The 15,137-nt window shown below is 63.8% G+C and carries 9 protein-coding genes and 5 pseudogenes; 5 read left to right on the top strand and 9 right to left on the bottom strand.

Annotation, left to right across the window (positions count from 1 at the left end):
* Window positions 1–54: 54 nt before the first annotated feature.
* The 3 genes and pseudogenes from J4G43_RS26555 to J4G43_RS26545 form a co-directional block, all read right to left on the bottom strand.
* Window positions 55–354 (bottom strand): annotated as a pseudogene (locus J4G43_RS26555) (4-hydroxylaminobenzoate lyase); the annotation flags it as partial.
* A complete protein-coding gene (locus J4G43_RS26550; protein WP_208086793.1) occupies window positions 333–1,082 on the bottom strand; it encodes a nitroreductase in 750 nt (249 codons plus the stop codon). The gene J4G43_RS26550 and the pseudogene J4G43_RS26555, both read right to left, overlap by 22 nt.
* The gene (locus J4G43_RS26545; protein WP_208086792.1) at window positions 1,079–2,287 is read right to left on the bottom strand and encodes an ABC transporter substrate-binding protein; all 1,209 of its coding nucleotides are present in this window, start codon (window positions 2,285–2,287) and stop codon (window positions 1,079–1,081) included. The genes J4G43_RS26550 and J4G43_RS26545 overlap by 4 nt, the downstream gene beginning before the upstream one ends.
* A gap of 228 nt (window positions 2,288–2,515) precedes the next feature.
* Between J4G43_RS26545 and J4G43_RS26540 the strand changes: the two genes are divergently transcribed.
* Entirely contained in the window at window positions 2,516–3,493 is a 978-nt protein-coding gene (locus J4G43_RS26540) for a LysR family transcriptional regulator (protein WP_208086791.1), read from the top strand.
* 145 nt (window positions 3,494–3,638) lie between these two features.
* Window positions 3,639–4,834, top strand: a pseudogene (locus J4G43_RS26535) (M24 family metallopeptidase).
* Between the two features lie 149 nt (window positions 4,835–4,983).
* Here J4G43_RS26535 and J4G43_RS26530 read toward each other — a convergent pair.
* A pseudogene (locus tag J4G43_RS26530) lies at window positions 4,984–5,798 on the bottom strand (hypothetical protein).
* 290 nt (window positions 5,799–6,088) lie between these two features.
* Between J4G43_RS26530 and J4G43_RS56050 the strand changes: the two are divergent.
* A pseudogene (locus tag J4G43_RS56050) lies at window positions 6,089–6,193 on the top strand (glyoxalase superfamily protein); the annotation flags it as partial.
* Window positions 6,194–6,262: 69 nt separating this feature from the next.
* Window positions 6,263–6,407, top strand: a pseudogene (locus J4G43_RS56045) (ClpX C4-type zinc finger protein); the annotation flags it as partial.
* A 350-nt stretch (window positions 6,408–6,757) separates the two neighbouring features.
* On the opposite strand, the gene fsrB reads toward J4G43_RS56045, so the two are convergent.
* The 5 genes from fsrB to J4G43_RS26500 form a co-directional block, all read right to left on the bottom strand.
* A complete protein-coding gene (gene fsrB / locus J4G43_RS26520) occupies window positions 6,758–8,050 on the bottom strand; it encodes a siderophore utilization protein FsrB (protein WP_208086790.1) in 1,293 nt (430 codons plus the stop codon).
* A gap of 491 nt (window positions 8,051–8,541) precedes the next feature.
* Complete coding sequence (locus J4G43_RS26515) at window positions 8,542–9,948, bottom strand: Dyp-type peroxidase (protein ID WP_208086789.1); 1,407 nt, start codon at window positions 9,946–9,948, stop codon at window positions 8,542–8,544.
* Between the two features lie 81 nt (window positions 9,949–10,029).
* Window positions 10,030–10,488: a hypothetical protein gene (locus tag J4G43_RS26510; RefSeq protein ID WP_028147544.1), complete on the bottom strand. Its 459-nt coding sequence runs from the start codon at window positions 10,486–10,488 to the stop codon at window positions 10,030–10,032.
* 207 nt (window positions 10,489–10,695) lie between these two features.
* On the bottom strand, window positions 10,696–12,696 hold the full coding sequence (locus J4G43_RS26505) for a primary-amine oxidase (RefSeq protein ID WP_208086788.1): 2,001 nt from the start codon (window positions 12,694–12,696) through the stop codon (window positions 10,696–10,698).
* A gap of 15 nt (window positions 12,697–12,711) precedes the next feature.
* Window positions 12,712–13,908, bottom strand: coding sequence for a serine hydrolase domain-containing protein (locus J4G43_RS26500; RefSeq protein ID WP_208086787.1), 1,197 nt, complete (start codon window positions 13,906–13,908; stop codon window positions 12,712–12,714).
* A 178-nt stretch (window positions 13,909–14,086) separates the two neighbouring features.
* Between J4G43_RS26500 and J4G43_RS26495 the strand changes: the two genes are divergently transcribed.
* Window positions 14,087–15,076, top strand: a complete 990-nt coding sequence (locus J4G43_RS26495) for a helix-turn-helix domain-containing protein (protein WP_208086786.1) — start codon at window positions 14,087–14,089, stop codon at window positions 15,074–15,076.
* The last annotated feature ends 61 nt before the right edge of the window (window positions 15,077–15,137 follow it).

Genomic DNA, 15,137 nt, shown 5'->3' with positions numbered 1-15,137 from the left:
TGCGGCCGCATCAATCGGGCCCAAAAGCCGCACTCTCACGAATAGGACGGGCTAGTCCTTGAAGCGGCGCGGATCGGTGCTGTTCATGTAGACGGCCGTGATGCTGAACTGGAACGTCTCGGGCATCGGCTCCAGGATGCGGCTGCGCCGGTAGTTCGGACCGTCGACCTCCTGGTTCGCCGCCCAGCCTTCCTCGACGCCGCGCTTAATCAGCCGCGCCAGGTCCTGGTAGAGCTGGCTGCCCTCGCCGTATGTTTGGTTGAGCCACCGCTCCATCTCCGCGCCGGGCGTCATGTCCTTGACCTCGCGGAGAAACGGAATGCTGCGCGCAATCAGGTCGTCTCGGCTTCCCATGGCGTTGTCCTTTCCATTTGGGTTGCACTTTGTTCTTCAAAGCCCGCGTACGAGGCGAAGTCCGCGATGTCCGCGCGCGGCATCAGCCTGCCCGCGATTTGGTCCCTGGCACGGCCGATCGAAATGCCGCACACGATCATTTGCTCCGCCGGGATCGACAGCAGCGGACGCACGATCCGGTGGTATTTCGAGAACGTCTCCTGCGGACATGACTGGAGCCCATGGCCTGCCGCAGCCAGCAGCACGTTCTGGATGAACATGCCGAGGTCGAGCCAGCTGCCGATCTCCAGGCGCCGGTCGATCGTGACGATCAGCCCGACGGGCGCGCCGAAGAACGCATAGTTCTTGGCGGTCTGGCCGCTCCTGGCTTTGATGTCGGTCTGGGCGATGCCAAGCGAACCGTAGAACAACCGGCCGAACTCCTGTCGTCGTTGCAGGTAGGGTTCGGGCAGGTCACTGGCGTAGTATCTGTATTCCGACATATGCGCGTCGCGGGCGGTTTCGTGCGCCTCGCGCAGCGCCACCGAGACCCTGTCTTTGGCATCGCCGGCCAGCACGTAGACGTGCCAGGGCTGGATGTTGGCTCCGCTTGGCGCAAACCGTGCTACGCGAAGAATCTGCTCGATGGTCCCTCGCCCGACCGGCGCGCCCGAGAAGTCGCGGCATGCAAAACGGCCTGCGATGATCTCGTCGATGCCGCTCTGCACGGCTGCGCCCTCGCCGATCATGGCTGCTTCAGGAGCGGACAGCCGCCTTGCTCCATCGGCCGGAAGGCTTCCTCGCCCGGAATCGTCGCCAGCAGCTCGTAATAGTCGAACTTGTATTTGGACTGCTCGGGCGACTTGACGCGAAACAGATACATGTCGCGGACCAGCCGGCCGTCCTCGCGGATCCGGCCATTTTTCGTCATGAAATCGTTCACGGGCATGGCGCGCATCCTGGCGGCTATGGTCGGCCCATCCAGCGTGCCGGCCGCCTGGACCGCCCTAAGGTAGTGCATCACCGCGCCATAGGTGCCGGCGTGGATCATGGTCGGGACCTTCTGGGTCTTGGCGATGAAGCGCTTCGACCACGCCCGCGTATCCTCGTTCAGGTCCCAGTAGAACGCCGAGCTCAGCATCAGGCCCTGGGCGCTCTGGAGCCCGAGACTGTGAATGTCGGCAATGAAGACGAGCAGCCCGACCAGCTTCTGCCGCTGCGTGATGCCGAATTCGCCGGCCTGTTTGACGACGTTGATGAAGTCGCCGCCGGTGTCGGCGAGCGCGATCACGTCCGCCTTCGAGGACTGTGCCTGGAGCAGGAAGGACGAAAAATCCGGCGTATTGAGCGGATGTTTCACCGCGCCGATCACCTTGCCGCCCATGGCAACGATGACCTTGCGGCTGTCGGCCTCGAGTTGCGCGCCGAGGGAATAGTCGACCGAAATGAAGTACCAGGAGTTTGTGCCGAGACGCGACATCGCCCGCGTTGTTCCCTGCGACAGTGCATAGGTGTCGTAGGTCCAGTGAATTCCGGTCGGCGAGCATTCGTCGCCAGTCAGGCGCGACGTGGCGGCGCCGGTGGCGAGGAAGAGCTTCTTCTTGTCGCGCGTGATGCCCTGCACCGCCAGCGCGACCGCGGAGTTGGGCACGTCGAGGATCACCTCGACGTTTTCATTTTCGAGCCAGCGCCGCGCGATGGTCGCTCCCACATCGGCCTTGTTCTGGTGGTCTCCCGCGACGATCTGGATGCTGCGTCCCAGCACCTGACCACCGAAATCGTCGACCGCCATTTGCGCCGCGACCACCGAGCCCTGGCCGCCATTGTCGGCGTAGAGCGAGGACATGTCGGTGAGAACGCCGAGCTTCACCGGACCGTCCTGCGCAAGGGCCGGCGCCGAGAACAGCGCCAGTGCTAGTCCGAAAGCTCCGATCGACATCCCGCAGGATTTCATTGCCCGTCTCCTCCAAATTCGGCGTCGGGATCATGACGGGATCGTGCGAATGCGGAAGTGAAACTCTTGCAGAGTGATCCTGAACCGCCTTCAGATTGGTGGCGCGAACGCCCGGGCGTCGCGGTCCGGGCGCCCTGCTCGGTTGCGTCGGCTGCGCGGTTGGCCTTAACTGGAATAGATCGCAGTTATGCAACGGGCGCGCGATCCGCCTGCGACGGTGTCCTGAACGTGGCTGTTTCCTTCAAGACCCTGGACCTGAACCTGCTCAAGGTCTTCGACGCTGTGATGGAGGAGCGCAGCGTGCTGCGGGCAAGCCAGCGGGTTGCTCTCAGTCAATCCGCTGTGAGCCATTCGCTCGCCCGGCTCCGCGAGATGCTGGAAGACGACTTGTTCGTGCGCACGGCGACCGGCATGCAGCCGACCGCGCGCGCGTTGACGATGGCGCCACAGGTTCGCGAAGCGCTGCGATCTCTCGAGGCGGCGGTCGAGCAGCCGCGCTTCGTTCCGGCGGCCTCCACAAGGCAATTCACCCTCGCCGCCAACGACTTCACCACGATGGTGCTGGCGTCACCGCTCGTGGAGATCCTTGGGCTTGAGGCGCCGGCGATCGACCTGATCATCAAGCCGGTGACACGGATCGACCTTGCCGAGCAGATCGACCTTGGTCGCATCGACGTTGCGATCGGCGTCTTCTCGGATCCGCCGAGCCGCTTCCGGACCTCGCTGTTGTTCGAATATGACGACGTGCTGATCGTCGGCGGAAAGCGCAAGCTCGGCCAAATCGACAACGTGGCTCTGGCCCGCATGCCGCTGGTCGTTGTCTCCTTCGGCGGCGAGCAGGAGGGCGCAATCGGGGGCTTCATCTCCGAGCGCGGCCTCGCCAGGCGATCGGAAATGTACGACCGCGCGGCGCTCGAACGGGCCCTGTCCGAAAGCGACCGGCCGCCGCGCATAGCTGTTTCGCTGCCGCATTTCCTTGCGCTGCCCGCCCTGCTTGCGGACTCTGAACTCGCGGCCATCGTTCCGCGTCCATTGGCGCGGGCGTTCGAACGCGCGCATGCCATCACGACGTACGAATTGCCTTACGCGACAACCCCGGTCGAGGTCCGGCTGTTGTGGCACGAACGTATCGAGGGCGAGCCATCGCATGACTGGCTTCACGATATCCTCAGGCGTGCGACCGCGGATCTCAGGCGTGGACGCTAGCTGGAGACCCTCTCAGTCGTGGTTCCATTTTCCATCGGATCGTTCGGTTGGGGCGCGCGAGTGGAGGTTGTGCTAGACTAGGCGCCGCAGTCCTGAAGAGGTCAACGATACAAGGCGGTCTCAACCGCCGCTCAAGGAGCCCGTCATGCAGGAGAACGTCACCCGCGCGAACAGCTCGCGCGCCATTCCGTTCGACGCCGCCAAGCTCGACCGTCTCATGGAGGCCGCCGGCCTCGACGTGCTGGTCGTGACCTCCAAGCACAATGTGCAGTACTTGCTCGGCGCCGAGCGCGCGATCTTCTTCGACTACATGGACGCCATGGGCGTCAGCCGCTATCTGCCGGTCCTGGTCTATCCCAGGGGTGCGCCGGACAAGGCGGTCTATATCGGTCACCGTCTGGAAACCCATCAGCGTGCCGTGGCGCCGCCGTGGGTGCCGCAGGTCCGCACCGAATCCAATGGCTCGGTCGACGCGGTCACACGGGCCATTGGCCTGATCCGCGACGCCGGCGTGCCCTTGAAGCGGGTCGGCGTCGAGATGGCGTTCCTGCCGATGGATGCTGGAAGGGCGCTCGCTGACGCCCTGCCCGGTGCGAGCTCAAGGACGCGCTGCTGGTGCTGGAGCGGCTGCGGGCGGTCAAGTCGGCGGACGAGCTGGCCAAGCTTAAGACGGCGTCCGAGCTCGTCATTGCATCAATGCTCGAGGTGATCGCCGCGCACGGCCCGGGCACCACCAAGCAGCAATTGTCGGACAGTTTGCGTGTCGCCGAGGCCAATCGCGGCCTGACCTTCGAATACTGCCTGCTCGCCTGCGGCAACAGCCACAACCGGGCGCCGTCTGCGCAGCGCTGGGAGCAAGGCGACGTGCTATCGCTCGATTCCGGCGGCAATTATCACGGCTATATCGGCGACCTCGCCCGCATGGCCGTGCTGGGCGAACCCGACAGCGAACTGAAGGATTGCCTGGCCGAGATCGAGGCGGTTCAGCGCGCCGCCTTTGCCGCGGTCCGACCTGGCGCCCTCGGCGGCGACATCTACGTCGCGGCCGAGCGGCGGCTTGCCCAGATCACTCAGCGCGACTTCACAGATTTCCTGGCCCACGGCATGGGTCTCGTCAGCCACGAGGCCCCTCGCCTGACCGCCAAAGGTCCGGTCCCCTACGACGACACCGACGCCCGGCTGCCGCTCGAAACAGGCATGGTGGTCTCGATCGAAACCACCATGAAGCATCCGAAGCGCGGCTTTATCAAGCTCGAGGATACGGTTGTGGTGACGCCGACCGGGTATGAGATCTTTGGCGAGGGCGGCCGCGGGTGGAATTTGGGCGGCAGCGCGCTCTAGCCTGATGGCGTTGCAGGACCCTCATGGTGAGGAGCGCGGCACGCGCGTCTCGAACCATGAAGGCCCGCCTCTCGCGTGTGGCCATCCTTCGAGACGCCCGCTTTGCGGGCTCCTCAGGATGAGGTGCGGAGTGTGGTGAAGCTGCGCAATTACCGCGCCAGCAGCATCTCCAGCTGGCTCTGCGCCTTCTTCACCGCGCCCGCGAACCAACTCTGGCTGGGCGCTTCCCTGGCGAAACACTTTGTGTAGGCGTCCATGGCCTGGTCTTCCTTGGCCATGGCGTCCTGCGGGGTGTTCCTGGCCATCATCTGCTTCCAGACTTTTTCGCAGGCCGGGATCTCGGCCGTCTTCACGGCGTCGGTTGCGGCGAGGAAGTAGACCTTGTCGCCCTGGATCGCGACGACGTCGATTCATGCGGCGCGCCCTTCAGGTCGCCGTTGCCGCGCACGCCGAGCACGGCGACCGCGGCACTCGCGGATGCGGGCTTCGTGATCGGCAGCTCGGCATATTTGGCGAAGGCCGAGTCCTGGATCGCTTGATAGTAGAAGCGATCCGACTTGAAGGCTGCGGCGATCTCCTGCGGCAGGCCGTCCTCGCGGTGCTCGCGCAGCCAGTGCTTGAGCAGACCTGTGGTGGTCACCACGGCCTGCATCTTGTCGCCTTCGGACGCGAAGCCCAGGCCGTCGAGATGGCCGAAGCCGGAGTCGCCCTTGAACAGCGTGTCGGCGTTCGACTTGCCTTCCGCCGGCAGCCCCTTGATCGTGACCGGTCCGACCAAGCCGCGCAGCACACCGGTCAGCTCGTTAAGCGCCGCATCGTGCTGCTTAAAAGTCTCGTCGTTCTCCTTGGCTTTGGAGAATTTTGCGATGTAGCGATCGCGCAAATCGAGATAGTGCTGCTCGGGCGTGGCGGCGTCGGTGGGCGTCGCGAAAACGAGCAGGCAGAGCAAGGCGAGCGATCTCATTGCAATTTCCGGAAGACTGGGAGCGATCTCCAGTCTTTGTGCCGGTGCCGGACGGGAAGGTTCATCGGCTCCTGAACTGCGAACGTGCGTGGCGGTCGGAGGTGTGGATGTACCCGTTTCAGGTTGACAAGAGCGGCCGTCCAGCGCCAAAATTCGTTCGGGTCGATACACCAGCTGCCTGCGCCCTTTGGGGATGGTGAACGTATCAAAGTCGCCCTCACCCTCGCTATTGGCGAGCGGGTCGGCAAGGCAGGCACCGATCTTCTCCGTTCGCCGATACGGGTGCTCTCATGCGCGATTTCCGCGATGCGAAGGCTATGGCTCGTTCCTTGCGCGATGCCTTGAATGCCAAAGCCGTGCAAACCACTCACAGCGAAGCTTTGGAACTGATCGCGAAAGCGTTCGGGTACGAGAACTGGAATATTCTGTCGGCCAAGATTGATGCGGCGCAGCCGAGTGCTGGCATGCAGAATCCTGCCCAGCAGGATCGTCCCATCTACTGTTCGTTCTGCGGCATGAACCAGCATGAAGTGAGCAAGCTGGTGGCCGGGCCGGCTGTCTTTATATGCGACGAATGTATCGACCTATGCACCGATATCGTTGATGAGCAGCTGCTTCGCCTCATCGAAGGAGATGCAGACAGTGCTCGCGCCATGCCCACCGATAGACTGCTTCACTATGTGGAGCACGCGAACAAAGGGGTGGAGCGCAATCGGCTGTTGTCCCAGAGCATCGAAAGGGTTTTTGCGCTTCGACAGAACGCCTCGGCGGCGAATGATGACGTGTTCAAGACATCCAAAGTCGCTCGGTTGAGAGGCAAGACGTCCGACGAACTGCTGGCGATGAAGAAATTCTCGCTCAGTCAGTTGAAGCGTTACGAGCAGGCGCTGCAGACCGCGATGCCCATCGTCAACGAGCGCACTCGGTAAATGCGCAGACGATCGAGCGGCACGCCGGCCCTACTCCGCCGGCGTGAGCTGCTGCCGGCTCAGGCGCATCGCCGCCGTCTCGCGCGCCCGGACGCGGGCGCGTCGCTTGCGCCACCAGATCACGACGCCGGTGACCGACAGTGCCGCCACCACGAGGCCCATGATCGAGATCAGGATGCGGCCGAACAGCCCGACGATGCGGCCCGAATGCAGCGGGAATTGCGCCTGCACGAAGATGTCGGCGGCGGTGCCGACCCAGGGCAGCCGTTCGCCGATCGGGCGGCCGTCCTCGCTGTCGTAATAGAGCTGCGCCGGCCCGACGCCGCCGGCGCCGTGATCGTCGCCGGGATGGAAGTAGGCGGCCGCGTAGACGCCATGGGCCGGGCCGTAGCTGAGCGCGCCGACCGGGACGGTCCACCCTCGCCCCTTGCCGTCAGCCGCCGCGCGCGCAGCAATGTCGGCGAACGTCACCCTGGGCTCGATGGGATCGTCGAGATTGCGGTAGGGCCGCTGCTCATAGGGCGTCGGCGTGTAGTTCGACACCATCTTCATCATCGGCGAGAACACCTCGAAATAGAGGTTCAGCGAGAACGCCGTGAAGGCGATGACGAACAGCACGCCCCAGGTCCACAGGCTGAAGGCGCGATGGATGTCGAAATTGATCCGGTACGCGCTGCCCGATGCCTTGATGGTCCAGGCCGGCGCCCAGCGCGCCCAGAAGCCGCGTTCGAGCTGGCGCGTGACCTGGGGCGCCCGCGCGGCCTTGGCGCGCCGTCGCGAGGGCAGCGTCAGATAGAAGCCGACGAAGCAATCGATGGTCCAGATGATGGCGATCACGCCGAGCACGCGCATGCCCCAGCGATCGCTGCCCCAGAATTCCGGGATGTGCATGGTGTAGTGGAGCTTGTAGAGGAACGAGACGACGTTTTCGCGCGTCACCGGCCACACCGCGCCCCAATAGCGCCGGCCGAGCTCGACACCGGTGTTGGGATCGAGGAAAATCTGGTTGTAGTCGATCGCGAAGCGTTTTCCTGTCGCCGGATCGATCCGCGGCATCACGAAGAACCACAGCGAGTGCCCCTCCTCCGGCGTCATGAAGAGGTAGACGACGCGTGCGCGGGGATCGCGCTGCTCGATCATCTTCGCGAGCTCGATCGAGGGAATCGCCGGGCCTTTGCTGGTGACATCGAACAGGTGGTGGTTCAGCACCTCGTCGATCTCATGATCCCATGAGATGATCGCGCCGGTGATGCCGGAGAAGAACAGGAATCCGGCCGTGAGCAGTCCCGCCCAGCGATGCAGCCTGCCAAATATGGCTCTCATCGTCTCGACTTTCATCAAGCGGGTCCGGCGCGCTGCGCCGGCGCTTCCACCGAGACCGTGGGAATTTGAGTCTGCGCCTGCACGGGCGCGATGGGGACGCAGAGAGCGAATATGCTGACGGCGCCGAAGAAAAGCACCTGAAGCTGTCGAACACGCGCATTGGAGCACGAACGAAGTTGGAAGTCTGACACGTCTAGCGAGGTCCCACGCACTGCCGGCTTTGCCGGAATGATTTTTGGACTCTCGCCCTAACGCGGGGGCATTCTCAGTGCGAGAGACGCAGAGTTAGAATCTATCGAGACCGGGGAATAAATCGTGCGACCAATGCGCCCATATGCGCATCGAGGTGCATCGCCGGCTTCTATGAGCGCTTCGATATGGAATGCTTCTAGAGTGAGAACATTCGCCGCTTGTCCGCGACCGCCTGGAAACGGCGGACGCGCTGCCGCGAACGAATGGTTGCGACGACGATGCGACGGTTGCCCGGCAGTTCAACGTTGCGCGGCAATCATCGTGTTGAGCGATTTAACGCTCGGCGCAAACAGCACTGCGACGCCCTTGTAGCGGATAAATTGCTTCATCTGGAACGTCACGGAGGCGTCCCCCGCGAGCGGAACCTGGAACCGGGTCTCGGCCTTTGGGTCTGTCCGGTTTCCGGTCAAGGCATCCTGCGCGTTGGCTCCGTTCGGAAGGCGCATGTAGGCGTCGGCAAAGTCTGTCTGATGCATCCACCGCAGGATGGTATAGAATTGCTCGTTGATCCTGGCGAAGTAGAACAGCCCTACGATGCCGCGGTCCTTGCCGTCGTCCTCCGTGCCCTCCAGGTGAGGGCCGTAGGAAAATCCGCGGCGTATGACTCGCGGCGGCCCCTTGGGGAAACGAATCTGATTGGCGAATTTCAGCGGGTGATCGCGGCAATTGACAATGCGAATGTGAGCCCCGAGCGGGCATTTGACGCCGTCTGGATCGTCGCCATAGCCGAACGCATCGTTCAATTGCGGGGTCGACGGTGGTGCATCCGGAAAGCGTGACAGCGGCGACCCGTGTCGCCAGCGCCCCATCATCTTGGCCGCGATCCATTCTTCGGCCAGTTCCGGGCCGACATGCGGCGCCGCCTGCGGTGCATTCGCCTTCAGGAATTTGTTGAAGGCCGCGACGTCCTGATAAAGCCACGACAGGCCGACGAACGATCCATCGCGCGCGAAGTCCTGCCATGGACCGGGCTTGAACGGTGCAGTGGGAAAATCGCTGTTCGGATAGCCGACGACGATCTCGCGACAATCGACGGCGTCGGAAGCCCTGGCAGCCGGCGCATCCTGCCAGTCAACATTGGGCGCGGTGATTCCATCGCGATAGCCAAAATGCAGGCGGCCGTCGGCTGGTCGACAGCCGGACAGTGCGCCGTCGTCCCAACTGTCGAGCGCCAATTCCCGGACAGCGAAGCCTGTCGCCGACTGCCGCACCTGCGCGAGGCAATCGGCTTTCTGCTCGGGCGTATCGAACCCGATGTGGATGGCGAGATCGATATCGCTCGACTTGAACTTGCCGTCCCACCATCCCGCCGGAGCGCTGGCGTCGAAGAAACCAAGCTGTGTCGCAATGCCGCCATCCGGCGCCTGCGCCGGGTCCACGAACGATACCTCGAACTGCTGCCGCCCCTGTGCGACGTCAAGGTCCGGGCGACCCGACATCAACGTCGCGATGCCGTTCCAACTGAACATGAAGTGGAACGCGGGACCATCGGGGTCCGGGCCTGCCCCCACCGCTGCTCGCGGTATCCATTGCCGCAGGAAGGACCTGGCACCGCCGGCGTCGCCAAACCTAAACAACAGAACCGCGAGTAGCGGCTTCGCGGAGCTTCGAGCGACGATCGCCTGCAAATTGCCGAGATCCACCATGGCGCCTGTCCTGCAAGAACGGTCAGCCGATAGGCAGCCTCAAAGCCGGCCTATCTCGAAAGCGCACATACGCTCTGAAAGCTATTTCCCGAGCTTTGCCAGAATGTCTGCGACCGTCATGCCGTCGTAAGCCGAGAACAGCCAGCCGGACGGGTTGCCGCTGATGTCGGTTGATCCGTCGGTCGCCGTGCCCAGCGAACGCGCGTTGTGGTTCTTCGAGAATTCGAAGAACGCATTGGGATCGTTGATGTCCAGGCCAGTCGTATCTGCCAGGGAAAATATCGCGGCAAATATCGGCGTGAGCGCTCGCCGGAAAAACTCCGTGTATTCCTGGTGCGTTCCCTCATATTCGGTGATGACCTGGATGTACTTGTCCTCGATGACGACGACCCGGGCGAAATGAACGATCCTGGACTGCTTCAGCGCCGCCGCGATGGCGGGCTGAACCTTCTCAGTGAAGCTCGCCTCGAGATTCCGCAGCTTTGCCAGGGTCTCGGCATCCTGCTTGATCGGCAGCGTGAGATTGAGTGCATGGGTCATGGGAAATCTCCTTAAAGAATACAACCTTAAGATGGTATCACTCTCGAAAGGAATTGGAAGCGATCTTTTCGACGTGCGGCCGGCTGTCGCGTCGCGGGCCCTTCGAAAGGGGCAGCAATACTCCCCTGACAATTCGACCGCGAGCGCATGCGACCAGCGAACCAGCGCTGGTCGGCCTGCTGCGAACGTTGTTGTCGCGCGACGAGTCTAGGCTTTGCCGGCGTGACAGCACGGGCCGCCGCCGGCATCCTTCGGGTCGCCCGCCAGCACGCTGCGGCTATTGCGCTCCGGCGGAATGTCGCCGGCGGCATTAGCCGAAAAAAATCCGGTCGGCTTCAGCATGAAGCCGGCATATTCGACCGGCATGATCGGAAAATCCTCGGGCTTGCAGACATGGGTGTGGCCGAAGGAGTGCCACACCACGAGATCTGTATTCTCGATGTTGCGGTTCTGCGCGGCGTAGCGCGGCAGGCCGTCGCCGCCGGCATGGACATTGGGATAATCGCCGCTGGCGTATTTCTCGTCCTTGTCGAAAGCGGTGACCCAAACATGCTTCGTCGCAAAGCCGCCGCGCTTGCGCACGTAGCTGCCCTCCTGCGCCAGCATCAGCGGGCTCGGATTGACGACAAGCTTGTAGGCCGGCGCGTTGCCGACGGAGTTGGTCTCGTTGGGATTGCTGATCTTCCAGAGCCGGCCGGTCTCGCCGTTCGCAATGGCAGCCGCATCACGCTCGCGCGACAGGATGCGTGTGGTGGTATCGAACGCATTGCCGTGCGGATTGTCCGCGCCCCAGGGCCGCGGCACGAACTCGTGCTCGGTGACGGTATTGCCGCCGCCGTCGAGATCCATGTGCATGCGCACGTTGAAGAAGTGCTGGTGCGTGGGGCCGCCGAGATTGTCGTCGACCATGCCGCCCCATTTGTACTTTTCGCCTGATGGCACAGCGGCGGTCTGGATGATGCCGGTGAGTTTTGTTTCGAGCTGAATCGTGCCGTCCTGGTACAGGTACCAGTAGAAGCCATAGTCGTAATTGCCGACGGTCGCGAAGAACGAGATGACGAGGCGCCGCGAGCGGCGGACCTCGAACAGGCCGTTGCGGAATTCGTAATGCTTCCAGGCAATTCCGTAATCTTCTTCATGCATGCAGATGGCGTTCTGCATGACGAAGGGCGCGCCCTTGTTGTCGGCGGCCGGCACGTCGAAATAATGGATGTTGCCGAGGCAGTCGCAGCCGAGCTCGAGCGCGTTGGCGAGCATGCCGAGCCCGTATTCCCCGGCATCGAACGCCGACTTCCAGAAATGGTTCTCGGTCGGATCGGCGTAAGGCACCACCATCTCGGTGACGCTGGCGCGATGGATCAGCGAGCGCTTGCGTGCACCGTCCTGGTAGGCGAGCTGATGCAGCACCAGGCCCTCGCGCGGCGTGAAGCCGACGCGAAAGCTCCATTTCTGCCAATCGACCTTCCAGCCATCGACCTTGAAACTCGCGCCCTCCGGCTGCTCGATATGCAGCGGCTTGATGTCGGTGCGCGGGTTTTTGACTTCATGCGCGCCGTAATTCCGCTTCTTGCGCGGGATCGGCACGATCGGATCGGCGTCCGTGAGGTCGATGACCTTGCCGGCGATCAGGTCGACCACGGCCACCACGCCCTCGATCGGATGGGCGTAGCCGTTGTCCTGCAGATGTTCGCGGAAAAAGCTGACGGCGCGCACGATACGGGCGCCGCGCTCGTACTCAAAATCGAAGAAGCCTGAGGAGAACGGATCGACCTGGACCAGCTCGATATCCTTGTCGGTGAGCCCGCGGCGGACCATCGCCGCGCGCCAGCCTGGATCGGCCTTCACCACGGCCTCGCACTTGAAAAATTCTTCCAGCATCACCGGCGGCTGCCCATAGGGCGCCTCGCGGTTCGGAATGACCTTGCGCGCGACGATCTCGTTGCGGTCGAGATCGACGATGTGCTCGATCGCCTCGCCCGTGGTGACGTCGAGCGTCAGCGCGAAGGCGCGGCGCCCTGCTCCGCCCGTAGCCAATTCCTGTTTGGTCGGCTCCTCCAGCCGGACGGTCGGGAAGCGGCAGTTCTCCGGCGAGGTCGCGGCGGCACGAACCAGCGTGCAGGCGGCCGTGATCTCTTCGGCTGTCAGGGGATCGAGCGGATGCGGTGCGGCCGCTTGAATCGGTGATTTGGCTTTGACGGTATCGAGCATGATGATGACCAGAAATCAGCGCGGGGCGAGATGCGCGGTGATGGCGCGGAAGGCGGCGAGCCAGCGGTGGTCGAGCGGAACGTCCATCGCCTTCGGCTGCGTCGCGAGCTTGACGATGACGGTGTCGGTGGCCGCGTCGATGTAGAGCCACTGGCCGTGAATGCCGATCCCCGCGAGATCGTTCCGCGACGGATCGATCGTGTACCATTTGCTGCGGTAGCGGGCGCCCCGGAAGATGTCCGCGAGGTCGCCGTCTTTCCACGCCTGGGGATCGCCGTTCACGTGGATGTCGTCGATCCACCAGCCCGGCACCACCTGCCGTCCCTCGACCACGCCGCGGCAGCGGATCATTTCGCCGAAGCGCAGCAGATCGCGTGCGGTGACGGAAAGCCCGCCGGCGATGCGGCCCATGCCGTGGCTGTCGAGCGTGAGGGAGCCATCCTCCTCGGCGCCCATCGGCTGCCAGAGATAGTCGGAGAGGATGCGATGGTAGGGCATGCCGCAGGCGCGCTCGTAGACCCAGCCGAGCACTTCCGTATTGGTCGAGACGTAGTGGAACACCTTGCCGTGCGGCTTGCCGGTCCCGCGCAAGGTCGTGAGATAGGCGCGCTGATGGCCGGCTTCGACGCCCGGCGGCGGCACGTCCCAGCCCGAGGAGAAACGATAGCGTGCGACGTCGCCGGCCGGATCCTCGTAATCCTCCTCGAACTTGATCGCGACCGCCATGTCGAGGACGTTGCGGACGGTGCAGCTGCCATAGACCGAGCTCTCCAGCTCCGGCACGTAGCGCACCACCCTCGCCTCCGGATCGAGCAGGCCGCGCGCGGCCAGCACGCCGCCGAGCGTGCCGGCGATCGACTTGCTGATGGAGCAGATCAGATGCGGCGTCGTCGCGCTCATGCCGTCGCCGTACCATTCGTGAATCAGCGTGCCCCGGTGCATGACGAGCAGCGCGTCGCCGAAGGTTTCGCGCAACGTGGCCTCGACCGTGGTCGGCTTGCCGTCCGGCGCGGTGAAGCTGAGCTTTTGCAGCTCGCGCGGCGCGCTTGCCATCGGTGTGGGATGTGCGGAGCGACGGACTTCCGCGGTCGGCAGCACTTCGCGGGTGTGGGTGAAGCCCCAGCGGATCGCGGGAAAGCTGCGCCAATTGGCACGGGTCACTTGGGCCTCGGGCGCAGGCGGGCTGCCGCGCATGATGTCCGTCGGTCGCATCTCGATCCTCCGCAAGGCCATCCTGACTGCGATGTCGGAACGGCAAGGGAGAAGACTGCACACAGGCCGCATCGGGCGTTATCGAGATCCGGCAATATTTTGCTGGACAGCGGCCATGGCCGTGCCAGTCTGGCGTGGTTCTTGCTAGCTCCGGGCTACCAAATTTCGACGTGATGTCATGGCCTTAAGCGCAACTCTTCCGACTCCGGACTCGGCTGCGAACCTGTTTCAGGCGCGCAGTACCGACGTCGACGAGCATTGCGCCGCGCTCGGTCGCTGGCGGTTGAGCTACGACCAGATCAGCGCCGGCGCCTTCCGCGGCAGCTTCACGCAACTCTCCCTGCCCCGGCTCGAAGTCTTCCGTGAGATCACCAGCCAGCAAGTCCGCCAATACGGCCAGCTCGGTGCCGACAGTTTTGGCATCGGTCTGCCCTGGCACGGCGACGGCGAAGTCAATTGCAACGGGGCCAGTGTTGCAGGCTCCCAGGTCATCGCCAGCATCGATGCCGAGATCGACATGTGTACGCCGAAGGCCTTCGAGCTGCGCGGTGTCGTCGCCAGCGCGATGCTGATCGCGGAGCTTGCCGCTCGCCTCGACATCGAATTGCCGCGCGCCGTTTGGCACCAGTTGCGGGTGATCGAGATGGCGGCGGCACCGGTTGCGCGGCTGCGCGCCCATCTCGCCGCCATTCACGAGACCATCACGGCCGCACCCGAACGGTTCGACGATCCGGCCGCGCGGCAGGCGCTGGAGGACGCCCTCCTCGTCGAGATCATGGACATGCTGCCGACGGCCCAGCCCAGCGATCCCGGCCGCAGCGCCACGGCCCGCAAGCGCACCGTGGATCGCGCCCGCGAGGTGATGCATGGCAGCGGCGATCGCTCGCTGTCGCTGCTGGAGGTCTGCAAGGCGGTCGGCGCGAGCCCGCGCAAGCTCGGCTATTGCTTCCAGGAAGTCGTGGGCACGAGCCCGATGCATTACTGGCGCGCGATGCGGCTGAACCGGGTGCGGCGGGATCTGAAGCGCGCGGGCGGCGCCGAGACGTCGATCTACGACGTCGCCGTGCAACACGGCTTCTGGCACTTCAGCCAGTTCTCGCTCGACTACAAGCGCCACTTCTCCGAGCTGCCCTCGGAGACACTGCGGCGCGCGAGGCTTGTCGCCTGACGCGCGCGTCTTCTACTCCAGGACAAGTCGTGGCTAGCAGCTCGCTTGCGGCCATCCTTCG

This window comes from Bradyrhizobium barranii subsp. barranii (assembly GCF_017565645.3).
Lineage (GTDB): Bacteria > Pseudomonadota > Alphaproteobacteria > Rhizobiales > Xanthobacteraceae > Bradyrhizobium > Bradyrhizobium barranii.
This window is presented reverse-complemented; position numbering and strand designations above follow the sequence as displayed.

Coding starts and splice junctions, on each gene's coding strand:
- J4G43_RS26550 (WP_208086793.1), bottom strand. CDS start 1,082: ATGATCGGCGAGGGCGCAGCCGTGCAGAGCGGCATCGACGAGATCATC.
- J4G43_RS26545 (WP_208086792.1), bottom strand. CDS start 2,287: ATGAAATCCTGCGGGATGTCGATCGGAGCTTTCGGACTAGCACTGGCG.
- fsrB (WP_208086790.1), bottom strand. CDS start 8,050: ATGAGAGCCATATTTGGCAGGCTGCATCGCTGGGCGGGACTGCTCACG.
- J4G43_RS26515 (WP_208086789.1), bottom strand. CDS start 9,948: ATGGTGGATCTCGGCAATTTGCAGGCGATCGTCGCTCGAAGCTCCGCG.
- J4G43_RS26510 (WP_028147544.1), bottom strand. CDS start 10,488: ATGACCCATGCACTCAATCTCACGCTGCCGATCAAGCAGGATGCCGAG.
- J4G43_RS26505 (WP_208086788.1), bottom strand. CDS start 12,696: ATGCTCGATACCGTCAAAGCCAAATCACCGATTCAAGCGGCCGCACCG.
- J4G43_RS26500 (WP_208086787.1), bottom strand. CDS start 13,908: ATGCGACCGACGGACATCATGCGCGGCAGCCCGCCTGCGCCCGAGGCC.
- J4G43_RS26495 (WP_208086786.1), top strand. CDS start 14,087: ATGGCCTTAAGCGCAACTCTTCCGACTCCGGACTCGGCTGCGAACCTG.